We start from the raw sequence: 17,353 nt of genomic DNA on the forward strand, positions 1-17,353 counted from the left end.
CGGTCCACAACGCGGCCCGAACGGTGTGGGGCGTGATTGGCCAAAACCCCAAAAAGACCGCGAAGTGCAAATAGCGAAGGGGCTTAGGACGGGGCCCCGCAAACAAACGCCCGGCCCCCGCAACGTTTTCAGGTCGTGATCCAGTTGGTGTGCGCCGGGAAGAGCGTGCCGAGCACGGCGGGCGAGTACGTGTTGGGAACCGGCACCGGCTTGCCCGCCACCATCACGAGGCCCAAACGCTGCGCGACCGACACATGCGCGCCAATGTCCTGCGGAAACGCGAACGGGCCGCGCGGCCCGAATGGACGCAGCGAGAAGGGCGGCTCCGTCCACGGCGAATGCGACTTGCCGAGAAAATCCGGCTGCAGGGACCAGGGCGGCGTCTTCAGACGCATGCCGATGGCCGGATCGGCGAGGCGCTTCAGCATCCATTCGCAGGCGATATCCGAAAGCCCCGATTCGGCATTCGGATAACCGCCGCCGACATCCGCGTGAGCGCCCGCGAACAGCACCTGCGTGATGCCCTCGCGTGAATCCCACAGCGTCGGCGTGAAATCGCCGCGCTGCTCGTCGAGACTGATCGCGTGAATGCCGAACTTGACCTTCGGGCTGAGCGCGGTATCGGCGAAGCGGAACAGATCGACCGTCGAATCCTTGCTGTCGAGATAAATCGGAATGCCGAGCGCGCCGACCGTATCCCAGACGCCGATGGCGCGAATTTCATCGACGGGCAGCGTGTCATCCGGCTGCAGTCTCGCTAACGCGAGCTTCGGATCGAAATTGACGATCTTTTCGAGCAACCCCCGCAGTCCGCCCGCGTTGCGCGCCGGCGGTCTCGCCTCGCGATACTTGCGCCACGCGAGTATGCCCATGCGATACGCGAGCGCCTTGTCGTTCACGTCGTAACGGCTCGTGTCGAGCACGCCGACGCTCGCGATCATTCCGCCGAGCGCGCGCGCCGTGTACGCGCCGCGGCTGAAGCCCATCAGGATGATGCGGTCGCCCGGCCGGTAGTGACGCGATATGAACGTATAGCCCCGCACGATGCGCGCGATGATGCCATCGCCGAATGCTCCGCCCACGAGTTTCGCGATGACGTTGCGCGAATCGCCGACGCCATGCAGATATTTCGCGACCTGTCCGTCCGGCCCCGGTTCGGCGATTTCCTGTTCGGAGGCGAGCAGCGTGGACGCGGGGTCCGGTTCGCCGGACAGCAGCATGAACGCCTTGAATACGTTCGTGGGATCCGGCGTGCCGTCGTTGTCGTGATCGGTGTCGGGACCGTTCCAGGTTCCATCCGCGCAGAAAATGATGTTCTTGCTCATGATGCACCTTCCTTTCCATCGTGACGCCGCAAGCACTCGCTCAGTATGTCTTAGTGTCTCGGCGATCGATCGGCAAGCCGCACGTCTTCTGCGAACGACGCTTTGGCCGAAAGAGCCTAACCGAGATCGAATGGCGGCTTTACTTTTGCAAAAGGACGGGTTTATAAAGGAGCCATCCTTGAAAAAAACTCAATTATGAAAGTCACGCTCGACGAGCTTCAGACCTTCGCGACGGTCGTCGATACAGGCTCGATCACGGCGGCTGCGGAGCAACTGGATCAGACGGTTTCGGGCGCGAGCCGCACGCTCGGCCGCCTCGAAGAGAAACTGCAGACGACGCTCCTGCGCAGGACCACGCGCCGCCTCGAACTGACGGAAGAGGGCAGGAGCTTCCTGCAGCATGCGCGCGAGATCATCGACGCGGTGGAGAGCGCCGAAGAGCAGGTCGCCGCGCGCCGCGAACGGCCGTCGGGCCTGTTGCGCGTCGATGCCGCGACGCCCTTCATGCTGCATGTCATCGTGCCGCTCGTCGCGGGTTATCGCGAGCGCTATCCGCATGTGGAGCTGGAGCTGAACAGCAACGAAGGCGTGATCGATCTGCTGGAACGCCGCACCGATGTCGCGATCCGCATCGGCAAGCTGAAGGATTCGACGCTGCATAGCCGTCCGATCGGCAGCAGCCGCATTCGCGTGCTGGCGACGCCGCATTATCTGGAAACGCACGGGCATCCGAAGCGCGTCGACGAGCTCGCCAATCACGCGCTGCTCGGCTTCACGCAGCCGGAATCGCTCAACGTCTGGCCGCTCGCGGGGCGCGATGACGAGCCGTATCGCATCAAGCCGAGCATCGCTTCGTCGAGCGGCGAGACGCTGCGGCATCTCGCGCTGGAGAGTGCGGGCATCGTGTGCCTGTCGGACTTCATGACGCTGCGCGACCGGCGCGAAGGGCGGCTCGTGCAGATTCTCGCGCGTCATACGCAGGAAGTGCGGCAGCCGATCAGCGCCGTCTACTATCGCAACACGGCGATCTCCGCGCGCATCGCTTCGTTCGTCGACTATCTCGCGCAAGCCGTGAAGACCACGGAGTTCGCGCTGACCGGCAATCGCTGACACTCAGCCCGCCGACTCGACCGCGAGCAGATTGAGCACGAGCAGAATCGCGGCCTGATTGTCGGCGCTGATCGCGATGCCGAGCGTGCCGCCGATCCATCTGCCGATCTTCGTCGCGGCGAAATCCGCGCTTTGCGCCGACTTCTTGAGCGTCACGCCGAGCCTCACGGCCCGATAGTGGTACGAAGGGATGTGATGCCGCGTCGCGAGCGCGAACAGGCCGCCTTTGTCCTCCGAGCACCATCCGAGCGTGCCCGCGAGAACCAGTTGCTCGTACCGGTCCAGGCCGTCGATGAACGCGCGCGCGAGACGCCGCACGCGCGCTTCGTCGAGGCCGTACTGCATCAGCACCGAGGCGACAGGATCGTCGGGCGCGTGCGCGTGCTCGTCTATCTGCGCGGCGACGCCGTCGAGTTCCATCGACACATCGCGCTGATTGCTCGCGCTGCGCAGACAATCGATCAGAAAGCGCCTGAAATACGTGCATACGGCGTAGCCGCTCGACGGCGCGCTGTGCTCGCTCGCGTGCGATTCGCCGTGGCCCGGTTCGAGCCGCAGCACTTTCGCGTAGATGAACTGCGCGACGAGTTCTTCCTTGTCCTCCTTGAGCGATTGCAGCTCGGGCGGATGATAGCCGCGCAACGCGCCTTTCACGAGGTTGTAGATCGAAACCATTTCGTCCTGCGACAGATGCGTGCGCCGGCGCCAAAGGTCGGTGAGCATCGAGGGCGCACCCGTCTCCTGGACGGGATTCATTGTCAAGGTCTCCACGTTGTCAATCCCCTCAAATCGGTGGCAACGTGATGAGTATGGTTTTCTCCTATTAAACGACCAATATGAAGTTAGTCATATCCGTCGACTAGAACTTTCGGGTAAACCGGGCGGATCAACGCAGCAAGGGGATGACAGATGCAAGGCGATCGTGAGCACGGCGAGACCGACGAGGACGTCGCCAGTGCGCTCTACGCGGCGGACCCCGCATCCTTCATCGCGCATTGCTGCGCGATCGCGCTCTTCTATCCGGCATTGCTGTCACGCCCGCACGCCGGATGGCTCGTCTTCGGCTGCGTGCTCTTCCACGCGGGCGCGAATGGTCTCGCGATCGGTCTTTGGGCCTGGCGGCGTCACGATCCGCTTCGTTTCGGCGCGCGTCGATGGATCGGCCTGCATGCGCTGCGAAACGTGCTGCTTCACGCGGCGCCGGGCATCGCGATCTGTTTCGCGTTCCAGAACGAATCCGCCGGATCGGTCGCCGCGCAGGCCGTTCTGCTCGTCACGCTGGCCGCGCTTGCCTACGGTTCGAACGGATTGAGCGTGCGCAACCTGTCGGGCGCGGTGCTGACGCTGCTTCTGCCCGTCACGATTGCGAGCCTGATGCAGCCCGCCGATGGCCGTTTCGGATTGGGCGTCGTGCTTGCCGTGTTCGTCGTCGCGATCCATCTTTTCGGCTCGCAGTATCGGCGTCTTTTTCGCGGCATCGTGAAGGCGCGCGTCGAGCAGGAGCGGCTCGCGCAAACCATCGCGCTGCAGAAAAGCGTGATCGAGGAAGCGAGCCTTGCGAAGACGCGTTTTTTCGCGGCCGCCAGTCACGATCTGCGCCAGCCGCTTCACGCGATCGGCCTGCTCGCGCAGGCACTCACCGACGGCCGCGCGAGCGCGCAGGAGCGCGATGACTCCGCGCAGCACATCATCGCCAACGTCGACGCGCTGAATCAGCTCTTCAATCAGGTGCTCGACCTCGCGCGCATCGAAAGCGGCGTCACGCAGGTGATTCCGCAGCATTTCCTGATGTCGGAGCTGCTCGCGCGCATCGAGCGGCAGTTCCGGCCCGCCGCCGCCGCGAAGGGGCTGGCGTTGCGCATCGCGCCGACGTCGAGCGTCGCCTTCACCGATCCGGTGTTGCTCGAACGCGTGATCGGCAATCTCGTGTCGAACGCCGTGCGCTACACCGAGCGCGGCTCGATATGGATCGGCGTGCGTCACGGCGGCGATCCGGAGCAAGGTCATATCGAAGTGCGCGATTCGGGCATCGGCATCGCGCCCGACGAACACGCGCTCGTCTTCGAGGACTTCTATCAGGCGCCGCTCGCGCATCACGGCGCGCGCGAGGGACACGGCCTCGGTCTCGCGACGGTGCGCCGTCTGACGCGGCTGCTCGGCGGCGAGCCGACGCTGCGCTCGGAGCCGGGACGCGGCACGACGATCCGCGTGCCCGTGCGCTTCGGCGATGCGAATCTCGTTACGTCGAGTCTGTGCGCGCCGCTGCCGGTCATCGGATGCATCGAAGGACGCCATGTGCTGTGCGTCGACGACGATCCCGCGAATCTCGATGCGCTCAGCGCCTTGCTCACGCGCTGGGGATGCAGCGTGCGCGGCTGTCGCGACGAGCTGGCGGCGGTGCGCGCCATTTCCGAGGGCTTCGTGCCGGACGTGCTGCTGTGCGATTACCAGATCGACCGCCACGAGACCGGCGCGGAAGTGCTTCAGGCCGTGCGCGAGGCGTTGCGGCGGCGCGGCCACGGCGAGCCGGCGAGCGTGGTGATTACGGGCGACATGGCGTCGCCCGGCCTCGCGGCGCTCGTCGCCGCCGGTTTGCCGGTCCTGCACAAGCCCGTTACGCCGACGCGCCTGCGCCGCACGCTCGACATGCTGCTTCAGCCGCGCGGACAGGACGAAGCGGCCTGAGCGCGGCGCGCCGCTCAGAGCGTGCGCCCGCCTTGCAGCCAGCCGTTGATGAGCGCGATCGCCGAAGAACGGTTGTGCACGCCGAGCGCACGAAAAATCACGGAGAGATGAACCTTGACCGTGCCTTCGGCGACCTGCAATTCGCGCGCGATCATCTTGTTCGTGCAGCCGCGATGCACGAGCCGCATGATTTCGCGCTGACGCGGCGACAGGTTTTCCATCAGATGCAGATGATGCGGCGCGAGCGCGGGCGCCGCCGTGTTCGTCATCGGGCGCGGACGTTCGGCGGCGCTCTGGCGCGCGAGCCGCGACGGCGACGGATCGATCAGGCTCAGCGCCTCGATCGGCACATACGCGCCGCCGGACAGCACGAGCTCGATCGCCTTGACCATCACGTTGGCGGGCTCGCGCTTGGGCACGAAGCCGAGCGCGCCCGCGGCGAGCACCGCGCGCATCTCGTCGACGGATTCTTCCGCCGACAGCACCACGAGCGGCAGCGCCGGATTCGCCTTCAGCAGCGCCGAGAGCGACGCCGCGCTTTCCATGCCCGACATGTGCAGATCGACGATCGCGAGATCGTGATTCGCTTCCGGACGCGCGGCGGCGGCGAGCGTCTCCCAGTTGTCGGCTTCGTCGAACTGCGCGTCCGGATCGATGCCGCGCAAAAGCGCCTTGACGGCCTGGCGGATCAGTTCGTGGTCATCGGCGACGAGAAACCTCATGCGCTTCCCCGATAGGTTCCGTCATTGCGTATCGTCGACGCACAGGTCGGGATCGCTGACGACGCAATCCGCGCTCGGCATCGCGGGCCCGCCGCGCACGCGCACGCCGGTCTCCTTCGCGGAGATGCGCAAGCCCTTCGGCAGGAGCACCCACATTTGCGTCGGCTGCTTCATGCGGCTCGCCTGCTGCTGGGCTTGCGGTCCGGTGCCGAAGAAATAATCGGCGCGCACGGCCCCGCGAATCGCGCCGCCCGCGTCCTGCGCCATGAGCAGGCGCGTGATGGATGCCCCCGCCGGCCCGCCTTCGCTCGCGTTGACGAAGACGGGCGCGCCGAGCGGCGTCGTGCGCGGATCGATCGCGGCCGAGCGCCCGGCGGAAAGCGGCACGCCCAATGCGCCGATGGGTCCGGCGGGCGAATCGGGGATCGTGCGGAAAAAGACGTAGCTCGGGTCCGATGCCGCGAAGGCATAGCCGATCGGCGCGCTCTTCGCGAGCGATGGCGTCGCGGTCTTGTCCGCGGCGCGGTCGGATGGCGCGTCCGGCGCGCTCACCCGCGCCGGACGCGCGGCGGGAACGGCGGCGCTCTTCGCGAGCGTGAAGCCGCGCAGAAGCGGCGATTGCGGCGGACCGTCGGCGTCGCCATGCACGGCGGGCGATGCGCCGTCCGCGTCCGCGTCCTGAGCGCCGCGCAGGAGCGAGGACTGAGGCACATCGTCGGAAGCCGCGCCGCCGACATCGTTTTTTGCGTTCTGCGTGCTCACGCTGCCTTCTTCCAGATCGATCTCCACGCCGCGCACCAGAATCTTGCGACCCTTGCTTCCCGCGCTCGCGACGGGCGGATTGAACGCGAAGCCGTTCTGTTCCGCATAGGCGAGACGGATGACGCTCTTGCCGTCGGGCAGCACGATCTTTCCCGCGCCCTGTAATTGCATAGAGTAGAGCATCGCGGGGTCTTCCACATAGGCGAGCACGGGCGCGCGGCTCATGCCGCGCTCGATATCGGCGCGCGCGTAGTAGGGCACGATATCCGCGCCTTCGCGGCGCAGCCGCAGCTTCTTGTCGCGGATGTCCGGCACGCTGTCGCCGATGCGCAGCGTGTACGTCTTGCCGCTCATCGATACGGTCGACAGCGGAACGACGTTGCGTCCTTCGATGCGTGCCGGAACCGGCGTGCCGCGCGCGCCGGGCGGCAGGCGGCGGGCGTCGAGGAACAGCATGTCGGTCGGCACGCCGTAGACCGGATAGACATACGGCGCGCGGCGCTCGCGGCTGCCCTTCAGGATCGGCTCGTAATAGCCGGTCAGGACGCCGCGCGCGCTTCTGTCGACATTGAGGATCTGATAGACCGTGAAGTTGTCCTCGAAGAAGCGGCGCACCGCGGCGGCGTTGCGCGCATCCACGCCGCGAGAGGCCGCGCAGGGCGCCGCCCACGCCGGCTTGCCGCTCAGCACGCCGCAACTGCGCCGGAACGCGTCCCAGGATTCGGCGACGTTGTCGGTCGCCCAGCCGGGCACGCTCGCGAAGGCGACGGGCGTATAGAGTGCGTTCTTCGTCGCGAAAGGCGTGGCGTTCATGCCGACCGACGCCGACGGACTCGCCGGCGACGGATTCGCGATGCCCGGCTCCGCGCCTGTCGCGCTGACCATGCGCGCGTCGTCGCCTGGCGCGGAGGGCGGCGCGGCCTCATCGACGCGCACGGCGGGCGAGGGCGGCGCGCCCGCGCATCCGGCGAGCGTGGCCGCGGTCAACGCAAGGGCGGCGAAGGCGGCGAGCGGATGCGCCGTTCCGGATGAAGCGCCCGGCGCGATGCCCGGCTGCGCGGCGACGCCGCTCGTTCGTGATGCCATGGTGCCCTCGTCTCGCGGCCGAAGCGCTTCGCTTTCGCTTCGAATTTCTCTATTTAGACGAACGGACGACATCGATTTTGAAGGTCGCCGCGCCATACGCGACGGGACACGACGGCGCGTTGCCGCCGCACGCCGGCACGCCCGCGAACGGCGATGCGCTGAGCGTCCGCTGCGCGGCCGCCGCGTTCTGTGCCTCGGGCGAGAGACTGGCGAAGACGGCGTCGTGCGCGAGACCGAGCGCCGGGAACTCGCGCGGCGCGGCGGAAACGATCGCGACGAAATGATTCGCGCCGACGGGCTCGCCCGCCTGCATCGGCCAGCTCGGACGCGGCAGCACGAGACGCTTCTTCCTGCCGATGCGATTGTCGGTATCGAGCGCGTTCGGAAACAGTTGCAGATATTGATTCACCGGATCGACGACGAAAACATACACATAGCCGTCGCGATTGCTCGTGATCGCGAAGCGCAACAAGTCGCGGTCGACGACGGCGCGCGCGACGGGCACGTCCACCTTGACATCGAACGACGGATCGGCGAGCGAAACGATGCGCGCGAATTCGCCATCGGGCGTGAAAGGCGGCAGCGCGGCGGGCGGCGGAGGCGGCGGCGCTTCGGGCACGACCTCCGGCGCAGGCGCCGAAGCCGCGACGACCGCCGAAGCAGCGACGCGCTCGGCCGAAGGCGCATGATGCGACGTGAAGCGCGGCACGAACCATCCGAGCGTCGCCGCCGCGCCGAGCAGACACGCGGCGCCGGCCGCCCAGCCGATACGCCTGCGCGCCGCGCTTTTCGCCGTGCGCGGCGCGGGCGCGTCGTCGAGCGAAATGCCGAGCTCGGCGGCGAACTGCCGGTCGGTCTGCGGCCGATGCGCGGGCGCAACCGCGAGCGCATGATCGATCGCCTTCAGGAATCGGTCGGAGTAACGGCCCGCCGCCAGTTTCGCAAGCGGCTGATAACTGTCCTTGACCACGCGCCCGACCGAAGGCGGCGGCGTTCGCCCGGTGATCGCGAAATACACGAGCGCGGCGAGCGCGTAGTGATCGGTCCACGGTCCTTGCCGCATCGACGGCACTTCGGCGTACTGTTCGATCGGCGCGTAGCCCGGCTTGAGAATCACCGTGAGCGCCTGCGTCATGTCGCCGATCACGCGCCGCGCCGCGCCGAAATCGAGCAGCACCGGCCGATGGCTTTCCTCCAGCAGGATGATGTTGTCCGGCGCGATATCGCGATGAAAACAGTCGGACGCGTGCAGCACGGCGAGCGCGTCGATGAGCGGCGTGAGCAGCGCGCGCAGCCAGGCTTCGTCGGGCGGCTTTTTCATCGCCCGGAGCGTTTCCTTGAGCGTCACGCCCTTGTAGTAGGGCATCGCCATGTAGGCGGTGCCGTTGGCCTCCCAGAAGCGGTACACCTTCACGAGCGACTGATGATCGAAGCGCGCGAGCAGCCGCGCCTCGTCGTTGATGAAGCTCTTGAGACCGGCGCGGAACATCGGCTCGTAGCGGCCGGACTTGACCTGAACCTGCGTCACGCCGACGCGCGAGGCGAGCGCCGCCGGCATGTATTCCTTCACCGCGACGTAGCGGTCGAGCGAAGTATCGAAGGCCAGATAGACGATGCCGAAGCCGCCCTCGCCGATGAGCCGCACGATCTCGAACTCGCCGAGCCGCGTGCCGGGCGGCAGGATGCTGTGCGCGGGCGGCGCGTCGGACGTCGATGAAGGCGCGCCCGCGCCCGCCACGTCGGACCGACGCACGCGCGCGCCGCTGACGATCACCGTCTTGTCGTCGCCCGCGTCGCCCGGATTGGTTTCGGTCTTGCCGGCGTTGCCGGTCGTGCCGCCGCCTTCTTCCGGTAGCCTGCCCGTCGCATTCATGATCCGCAGTCCCGCAGCAGGGTGATGAAAAGCGCCGTGTCGGGCAGGCCGTACGCCGGCCAGATCGTGATCGGGCGCGGCGCGCGATCGTCGCGATCGTCGGGCTCGTCGGGCTCGTCGGAAGCGGGCGCCGTCTGCGCGGCGGTCCACAGGCTCATCCGTTGGATCTCGGTTTGCCAGAGCGGCGCGAGCGTGCGCGCGAGTGAATCGGGCAGCGTCGCGGCCGATTGCGCGATCCACGGTTCGTCGAGCATGGCGGCGCGCGTGCCGGCGTTCACCGGCTGCGGCACCGGCAGCGCGGCGAGCTGTTCGTCGAGCCGCTCGATGCTGTGATCGAAATCGAGCGCGGCGAGCGCGACATTCTCGATCGCCGAAAGCCATTGCCAGAGCGCGGCGACTTCGCCGCCCGTCGATGGCGCCGCCTGCAGCGACGCCGCGATCGTCAACGGAAAATGCCGCCCGACGCGGTCCACCGACGCCATCACCACGCCCGTCCAGCATGCGCCCAGCGTCGGCGCGATGGCGCCGGGCATCGCGAAAAAGCGCCACACCGGGCACGTCAGATAGATCGAGAGCCACGCGTCGCCGAGCGCGAGCTGCGTTTCGCCGACGCGCTCGGCGAGCCATGCGTCCCACGGCGCGACAAACGCGTCCGACAGCCGCCGCGCCGCGAAATCGCCGAGCGACGGCAGCTTGCCGTACCAGCCTGCGATCGCCGCGCCGTCGTCCGCGAGCGTGCCGCCGAGCGCGTCGTTCATAGCCGCTCCGGACAGGAGAACTTGCGCAGATCGGCGAGCCGGAACGGATTCTCCACGCTGTTCGCCGTCACTTCGAAGCGCGTCTTGCGCCCTTCGACATCGAACGTGACGATGAAGCGCTCCGGCTGATCGGTCGGCTGCACGTCGAGCCGGTCGAACATGCGAAACAGCGCCCACGGCCCCTCGAACACCAGATTGCTCGCGCCGCTCGTCGGCGGCGGCGTGAGTTGCAGGCTCACGCGTCCCGAGCCGCGCGTGCCGGGCCACTGAATCGCGGTCGCGATCTGCGGGCCGTGCGCGTAGGTGAGCACTTGCCCGTCGACGTCGAGCGTGAAGGAGAGGATCGACGGGTCCATGTCGAGCGGCTTGAACTGCAGCGCGAGCGCGGGCGACTTGCCGCCGCCGCGGAAGAACACGCCGCGGATCGTCGCGGCGCGCTCGAACTGCGCCAGACCGGCCGGACTGATCTGCGACGCCGACGAATCCGACTTCTTGAACGCCCACGGCTTCGCGGAAACATCGACGTCGGGCGCGAGGTTCTTCTGGAAGAAATCGTCGAACTTGCCGCCCGGCGCGAACAGCGTGCCGAAGTCTTCAGGCAGCACGTCGCGCGCGGAATTCGGGCTGAACGGATAACGCCCGCCGACCGCGCGAACGCAGAACGCCGAGATCGACTCCTTCAGGTCCGCCGACAGATTCACGCGCCGCGCCTCCTGCGACTGCGCCGCGCCCTGGCTGCCGAGATCGAGCAGCGCGGTGCGGATCGGCTCGGGCATGCGCGCGGCCTGCGTGCGCAGCTTCGCCGGCGCGTCCGATGGCGGCGGCGCGGTCTTCTGCTGCAGGGCTTCGTCGGTGGCGCTGAGATACGTGTAGACATCGTTGATGACGGCGAGCGTCTGCGCGATCGGCGCGGGCTGCCCCGCGCCCGGGCTCGTCACGAGCGCGCGCAGGCCGGTGAACCGGTCATCGACGATGCTTTCCAGTTGAGCGCCCGGCGCGACCGGCGCGATCTGCGTCGGATCGGCCCCGCGAATCACCTTCAGCAGCTTTTCGCGCGCCGCGCCGAGCTTGTCGCCCGCGCGATCGACGACGGTCGTTTCGCTTTCGGGCTTCGCGCCGAGCGTCGTTTCGCGCGACGCCGCCTTCGCGAGCGCGGCGAGCGGCGAATCGGGCGCGGAGAGAATGCGCGCGATCTGCGTCGATTGCGACAGCGTGTCGGCGCGCACGATGCGGACATCGTTCAGGAACTCGGTCCAGATCCGCGCGTAATCCTGAAGATAGAGCAGCCGCACGTCCTCGGTGATGCGCTGCATCGCCGCCGGATCGCCGCGCGGCAGGCCGCCCTGATCGCGGATGCCGAGCACCCACGGCTCTTCGGCGGCGAGCTGGGCGGCGGTTTCATCGACGGCTTTCAGGAACGCCTTGTGATAGCCGTCGAACGAATAAAGCCCCGCCACGCCGCGCGTGAGCGGCGCGCCGCTCGAACGCGTGAACACGAGCGACGCGTTCGGCCCGCCCGCGTGCGCGATCGTGAACTCCGGATAATCCGCGCCGACGCCTTGCTGCTTCACGCGCCCGTACACGCGCTGCGCGAGCGTGTTGGCGGCGAGCATGGCGCGCAGATGCGCGACGAGACGCTCGTCGAACGGCAGATTCGGATGCACGAGGCCGCGCGCCAGCAACCCATCGAGATGCCCGGCGAGCGCCGCGCGCTCCTCGTTGCCGACCTCGCGCGGCAGCGAGCGGTCCCAGTCGGTGAGAATCCACGCCTTGAGCGCATCGGCATCCTGATGATCGGGCTGATTCAGCATCAGATACGCCTTGAGCGCTTCGTACGCGTAGCCGGGATTCGCGGGCGTCGCGCCGCGCGCCTGTTCCTCGATGCGCGCCGCGAGCTTCGGCAGGAACAGATCGGTCAGAAGGCGCTCGTACGCGAGCGTCGCGGCGGCGTCGAGTTTCGCGCCTTGCCAGAGGCCCCATTGCATCGCGATCGGCGGATGCGCGGCATCGACCTGAGGCGTCGATGCGAGGCCGCGCACCGCCGACAGCAACGGCAGCAGCGCGACGAGATTCGCGCCCGCCGCCGATGTCCCCGCCACGGCTTCCTTCGCCGCGCGCGCGGTGTGATCGACGTTCGCGACATAGCTGCGATTGCGCACATAGCTCGTGCCCCAGAGCGCGAGCACGCCAGCCGTTACGGCCGCGATGACCGCATACGCGCCGAGCCGCCACAGATGCCGCTTGCGCGCCCATTGCAGATTCGATCCGGCGAGTCCCTGTTCGGCGAACACGACCTGCGTCAGAAGCCGCTCCAGAAAGAAGCTGCGCCCGCTCGACGGACGCGGCGGCTGCACGCCCCGCTCGATGCCGAACGCGCGCGTGAGCGAGCCGAGCACGCGATCGATCGGCGTGCCTTCCTGCGTGCCGCTCGTGAAATAGACGCCGCGCAAAAGCGGTGCATCGTCGTGTTTCGACTGGACGAAGGTCGCGCGCAGCGCATCGGCGACGAGCGGCTTCAATGCGGCGAACTGCTGCGGAAAACTCATGATCGCGGCGCGTTGCGCGAGTCCGCTTTCCGCGTTCAGGCGCTCCGGCAGACGCGCGACGAGCCGGGCTTCGAGCGCGTCCAGCTCGGCATCCATCCGTTCGCCGAATGCGGCCTGCGTGAGCGTGCGTTTCGGCTCGTAGGCAAACGTGAAGCCGAACACCTGCGCGCGCTCTTCCTTCGACATATCCGCGAAAAACTCCGTGAAGCCCGCGAGCAGATCCGTCTTGGTGACGAGCACGTAGACCGGAAAGCGCGTGCCGAACGCCTGCATCAGTTCGCGCATGCGCGCGCGCAAGGTCGATGCGGTTTCGTCGGTGCTCGCGGGCGTCGCGGCGAGCAGATCGGGAACGGCGAGCGTCAGCAGCACGCCGTTGATCGGCTGGCGCGGACGCGTCTTTTTCAGGAGCGCGAGGAAGCCTTGCCACGCGGTCTGGTCGGCGTCGCGGTCGCTTTCGTGGGTCGTGTAGCGCCCGGCCGTGTCGATGAGCACGGCGTCGTCGGTGAACCACCAGTCGCAATTGCGCGTGCCGCCGACGCCGCGAATCTTGTCGGTGCCGAAGCGCTCGGCGAGCGGAAAGCGCAGCCCCGAATGCACCAGCGCAGTGGTTTTGCCCGCGCCCGGCGCGCCGATGAACATGTACCACGGCAATTGATACAGATATTGCCGGCCGGAGAGCGTGACCCAGTCGCGCCAGCCGGGTTTTCTGCCGGACGCGGTAATGCGCGCCTCGCGCAGCACGGCGAGCGCTTCGTCGAAACGCTTGCCGAGCGTCGCGACTTCCGCTTCGCCGGCGCTCGGTGCGGCAGCCTCGCGGCGCGGACTTTCGCTCTGCGCGGCGAGTCCCGCCGACAGCGCCGCCTGCGTGCGCCGCGCGCGCCACGCGGCCCAGAGCCGCCGCAGCACGAAGAGCAGCACGACGCAGCCGATCGCGATGTAACGCGACATCGCCGATTCGAGCGGATAGCTGTGCGCGAACGACAGGAGCGGCCCGGCGATCCAGATCGCAGCCGCAACGAGCAGCAGCCCGACGATCAGCAGCAGCACCGGATGAAACAGGATCGAGAGGATTTTTTTCATGTCAGGACCCGGGCTTCGCGAACAGCGTCACTTCGACGCGCCGGTTGCGCGCGCGGCCGGCGGGCGAATCGTTCGGCGCGACGGGATCGGCGTCGCCCTTGCCTTCCGCTTTGAGACGCGAAGGCGCGATTGTCGCCGCGAGCAGGTCGCGCACGTTCGCCGCGCGTTCCTGCGACAGCTCCCAGTTCGAAGGAAAGCGCGCCGAGCGGATCGGCCGGTCGTCGGTGTGGCCCGTCACGAGCACGTTGCCGGGCACCGCCTTCAGCGCCGCCGCGATCCGTTCGATGAGCGGCCGCGTCTGCCCCGACACTTCGGCGCTGCCGGGTTTGAAGACGTTGTCGCCGTGCAGCGTGACGACTGAACGGTCGACGCGGTCATCGACGGCGACGAGGCCATCGCGGATTTCCTGCGCGAGGAATTCCGCGAGACGGGGTTTCGCCGCCTGCGTCACGACGAGAGGACGCTGCGCACCCGCGCGGATCGAGGCGAGCGTGCCGAACGCGGGATCGGAGAGGCGTCCGAGCTGGAAGCTCATCGCGAGCCACGCCAGCGCGAGCACGAGCAGCGCGAACGCGCCGACGACCCAAACCGGCAGCACGTCGGTCGTGCGCCGCCGCGCCGTCGGCACGCCTTGCCAGTGCGGCGACAGCGCGCGCTCCGGTTCGCCGCGCTCCTTGCGGATCAGTTGATACAGCCGCGCGCGGATCGCGTCGAGCGTCTGCCGGCCTTGCGCCGCCACGCGGTAACGTCCCTCGAAGCCGAGCGCGAGCACCATGCTCGCCAGTTCCAGCAGATGCAGATGTTGCGCGGGCTTCTGCGCGAGCCGCGCGAGCAGTTGAAAGACCTTCTCGCCGCCCCACGCCTCGTTGTGAAACGTCACGAGCAGGCTTTGCCGCGCCCAGACGCCCGCGCCCCACGGCGTGCCCGACGCGGCTTCGTCGAGCATCGTGCAGACGATGTAGCGCGCCGCCGTCACCTGTTCCGCCGGGATGCCGTTGGTGCGCGCCTCGTCCTCGAAGCGGCGCACGCCCGCGGCGAGCGCGTCGCGCAGCGCGGCGGGATCGGCGCACGCGCTCATCGTGCGGATGCGCGCGGCGAGCTGCAACAGCGGCGCGCACGCGGCGACCAGCGGATTCACCGCGCCGCCCGTCGCGAAGGCGGCGTCGAACGCGCGCTGCCCGGAGGCCGCCGCGCCGCTCGCCGAGAACGGTCCCTGCGTGCTTCCGCCGCCCGCGCGGCGCCGCCGCGCGCCGGGGTTGGGCTTGATCATCGTCTGATCGGATTCGAATCCGGCGAAGGGATCGTCGTCGTTCGTCATGTTCGTCGATGACCTCGCTCAATGACGGATCGCCCAGAATTCGAGTTCGAGCGCCGGAAACTCGCCAGCGATGTACATCGCCAGGTTGCCGGTCTGCTCCAGCTCCTTCCACAGCTCGCCGCCGCGATCCAGCTCGAAATAGGAAAAGCCCGCGTGAAACGGAATCTGCCGCGGCGCGACCGGCATCGCGCGCAGGCCGATGCCCGGCAGCGCGAGATTGACGAGATCGCGCAGCTTTTCAGCGGGCGCGATCTTCACCTGCGTCGGAAAGCGCGTGCGCAGCGCTTCGCCCGGCATTTGCGCGTTCGCGGCGAGCACGAAGCCGGCGCTCTTCACGAGCTCCAGATCGTTGATGAGCGCGACGCGCACGCCGGGCTTGCGGCTTTGCAGCTCGATCGCGACGGCGTCGGGTTCGCGCACGATGCCGATCAGTTGCCGCACGTCGCGCATGAGCGGCTCGAACGACGTCGCGACATCGTCATGGCGATACGGCGGATACGCGAGCACGCGGCGGCGCTCGTCGAACGCGGCGAGATCGCCGGCGAGCGCGAGCGTCGTCTGATACAGGCGTTCGGGATGCAGCAGCGGCACTTGCAACAGATGCGCGTACTGCGGCTCGAAGCGATTGAGCGTTTGCAGCAGCAGAAAATCGGCGATCTCCGCGACGCCGCCGCGCCCCGGATTCGCGAGGCGGCTCGCCAGGCGGTCCGCATGTTGATGCACGAGGCCGGCGAGTTCCTGCGCATAGCCGAAGAGACGCGGGTCGGCGTGCGCGTGGAGCATCGGCGGGATGTAGCCGGGATCGAGCACGACGCGGTTGTCGGCGCGCCGTTCCAGCACGCGCGCAAGCCCGATGGTCGCGAAGGCGTCGGTCGCGTCGCGCGCGAGCATGAGCCGCACGTTCGGCGCGCCGACGCGAATCTGCGCGACGCGGTCCGTGCTCGTCGTTATATCGGCGACGGAAGTATCCGTCGTGCGAAAGCGCAATCCGTCGATGCGGCCATCGGCAGCGCCATCGGCGTCGAATTCCTTTGCGCCCGCGCGCGCGAGCGGCAGCGCAAGCAACACGAACTCGTCGCGCGTGCCGGCGGGAATGTCGAGCGGCGGCGGCGCGGGGAAGTCGTCGGGAAAGGAGAACGCGGTGCCGTCGGGCAGCACGCCGAACGCCGACGCAAGCGCGATCTTGCCGAGCCCGAGCGCGATTTCGTCGAGCATCACGGCGGCCCAGCCCCACGACCACGCCTCGGTCGCGCGCGCGTGCGAGCGCACGAGATGCTCGATGAAGCGGTCGTGCTGCTGGAAGTGCTGGGGTTCGAGGAACAGGCCCTCGGACCAGATCATGCGTTGGTGCCAGGTCATGGTGCCTCGTATGGGCTTGGGCTCGATGCTGAAAGAACGATTCAGCGCGGCGGATTTGCAAACCGGCGCGCGCTGTCACTTCTTCTTGCCCGATGGCGGCGGCGCGGGCTGCGCGGCGATCGATACGTCGGCGGCGTCGATACGCACGTTCATCAGCGTCGTCTGGTTCGGCGGCACCGGCGCGCTCGCCCGCCAGCGCGATCGCTCGATGTCGCGATACGCCGCTACGACCGCGACGAACTTCGTGCCGGGCTGCACCGTCTGCTCGACGCTGCGGCTGTCGCCGGGCCGCAGCACGTATTCGTTCTTCGCGTTGAGATCGCCGCCGAGCGTCGCCTGCTCTTTGCCGTAGAGCGTGAAGAAGTCGGCGCTGTCGAAGGCGGCCGTCGTCTTCAGCTCGTACACGCGCACGACGACCGGCGACGGGCGGCCCGCGTGATCGGGATTCGCGCCATCCAGCGCGCTCACGCTGATACGCACGACCGTCGGCGCGGGCGGCGGCGGCGGCGACTTGCAGGCGCTCGCCGCGAGCGCGCAAAAGAGCAGTGCGCAAAGACGCGGACGCGGGTTCTCCATCATCGGATCGTGTGACTTCGCAAGTGGCTTCGGACACCACAACAGACGAACGAAAACGCCGCGCTTTTCAAATCGCTCGCGGTGTTTCGTCTAGTGAGGGCACCGCGCTGGCGCTTCGCCGGTAGCGCCAGTGCGAAGCGGCGGTCATCGAGG

The 17,353-nt window shown here is 67.9% G+C and carries 12 protein-coding genes; 2 read left to right on the forward strand and 10 right to left on the reverse strand.

Going from position 1 to position 17,353, the window contains the following annotated elements; all coding sequences use genetic code 11:
• Positions 1-128: 128 nt before the first annotated feature.
• Positions 129-1,325, reverse strand: a complete 1,197-nt coding sequence (locus NCS02_RS28740; RefSeq protein WP_008346423.1) for a T6SS phospholipase effector Tle1-like catalytic domain-containing protein — start codon at positions 1,323-1,325, stop codon at positions 129-131.
• A 195-nt stretch (positions 1,326-1,520) separates the two neighbouring features.
• Here NCS02_RS28740 and NCS02_RS28745 point away from each other — a divergent pair, with 195 nt between their 5' ends.
• Positions 1,521-2,435, forward strand: coding sequence for a LysR family transcriptional regulator (locus NCS02_RS28745; RefSeq protein ID WP_175980210.1), 915 nt, complete (start codon positions 1,521-1,523; stop codon positions 2,433-2,435).
• 3 nt (positions 2,436-2,438) lie between these two features.
• On the opposite strand, the gene NCS02_RS28750 is transcribed toward NCS02_RS28745, so the two are convergent.
• Positions 2,439-3,191: a hypothetical protein gene (locus NCS02_RS28750; RefSeq protein ID WP_008346426.1), complete on the reverse strand. Its 753-nt coding sequence runs from the start codon at positions 3,189-3,191 to the stop codon at positions 2,439-2,441.
• A 153-nt stretch (positions 3,192-3,344) separates the two neighbouring features.
• Between NCS02_RS28750 and NCS02_RS28755 the strand changes: the two genes are divergently transcribed.
• A complete protein-coding gene (locus NCS02_RS28755) occupies positions 3,345-5,120 on the forward strand; it encodes an ATP-binding response regulator (RefSeq protein ID WP_034470142.1) in 1,776 nt (591 codons plus the stop codon).
• A gap of 14 nt (positions 5,121-5,134) precedes the next feature.
• Here the strand turns inward: NCS02_RS28755 and NCS02_RS28760 are convergent, their stop codons facing one another.
• From NCS02_RS28760 to tssJ, 8 genes are all read right to left on the reverse strand, one after another.
• The gene (locus NCS02_RS28760) at positions 5,135-5,842 is read right to left on the reverse strand and encodes a response regulator transcription factor (protein WP_008346429.1); all 708 of its coding nucleotides are present in this window, start codon (positions 5,840-5,842) and stop codon (positions 5,135-5,137) included.
• Between the two features lie 21 nt (positions 5,843-5,863).
• Positions 5,864-7,690 carry an MltA domain-containing protein gene (locus NCS02_RS28765; RefSeq protein ID WP_250520267.1) on the reverse strand — a complete coding sequence of 609 codons (1,827 nt, stop codon included), beginning with the start codon at positions 7,688-7,690 and terminating at the stop codon, positions 5,864-5,866.
• Between the two features lie 49 nt (positions 7,691-7,739).
• On the reverse strand, positions 7,740-9,563 hold the full coding sequence (locus NCS02_RS28770) for a serine/threonine protein kinase (protein WP_250520268.1): 1,824 nt from the start codon (positions 9,561-9,563) through the stop codon (positions 7,740-7,742).
• Positions 9,560-10,321 carry a type VI secretion system-associated protein TagF gene (tagF, locus tag NCS02_RS28775; protein WP_250523392.1) on the reverse strand — a complete coding sequence of 254 codons (762 nt, stop codon included), beginning with the start codon at positions 10,319-10,321 and terminating at the stop codon, positions 9,560-9,562. Before tagF ends, NCS02_RS28770 begins: the two co-directional genes overlap by 4 nt.
• Entirely contained in the window at positions 10,318-13,947 is a 3,630-nt protein-coding gene (gene tssM / locus NCS02_RS28780; RefSeq protein WP_250523393.1) for a type VI secretion system membrane subunit TssM, read from the reverse strand. The genes tagF and tssM overlap by 4 nt, the downstream gene beginning before the upstream one ends.
• Position 13,948: 1 nt before the next feature.
• Positions 13,949-15,265: a DotU family type VI secretion system protein gene (locus NCS02_RS28785; protein ID WP_008346439.1), complete on the reverse strand. Its 1,317-nt coding sequence runs from the start codon at positions 15,263-15,265 to the stop codon at positions 13,949-13,951.
• A gap of 18 nt (positions 15,266-15,283) precedes the next feature.
• On the reverse strand, positions 15,284-16,624 hold the full coding sequence (gene tssK / locus NCS02_RS28790) for a type VI secretion system baseplate subunit TssK (RefSeq protein WP_250520272.1): 1,341 nt from the start codon (positions 16,622-16,624) through the stop codon (positions 15,284-15,286).
• Positions 16,625-16,699: 75 nt separating this feature from the next.
• Positions 16,700-17,203 carry a type VI secretion system lipoprotein TssJ gene (gene tssJ / locus NCS02_RS28795; protein WP_144403632.1) on the reverse strand — a complete coding sequence of 168 codons (504 nt, stop codon included), beginning with the start codon at positions 17,201-17,203 and terminating at the stop codon, positions 16,700-16,702.
• Positions 17,204-17,353 lie beyond the last annotated feature (150 nt).

This window comes from Caballeronia sp. NCF2, assembly GCF_023631205.1.
GTDB classification, from domain to species: Bacteria; Pseudomonadota; Gammaproteobacteria; order Burkholderiales; family Burkholderiaceae; genus Caballeronia; species Caballeronia zhejiangensis.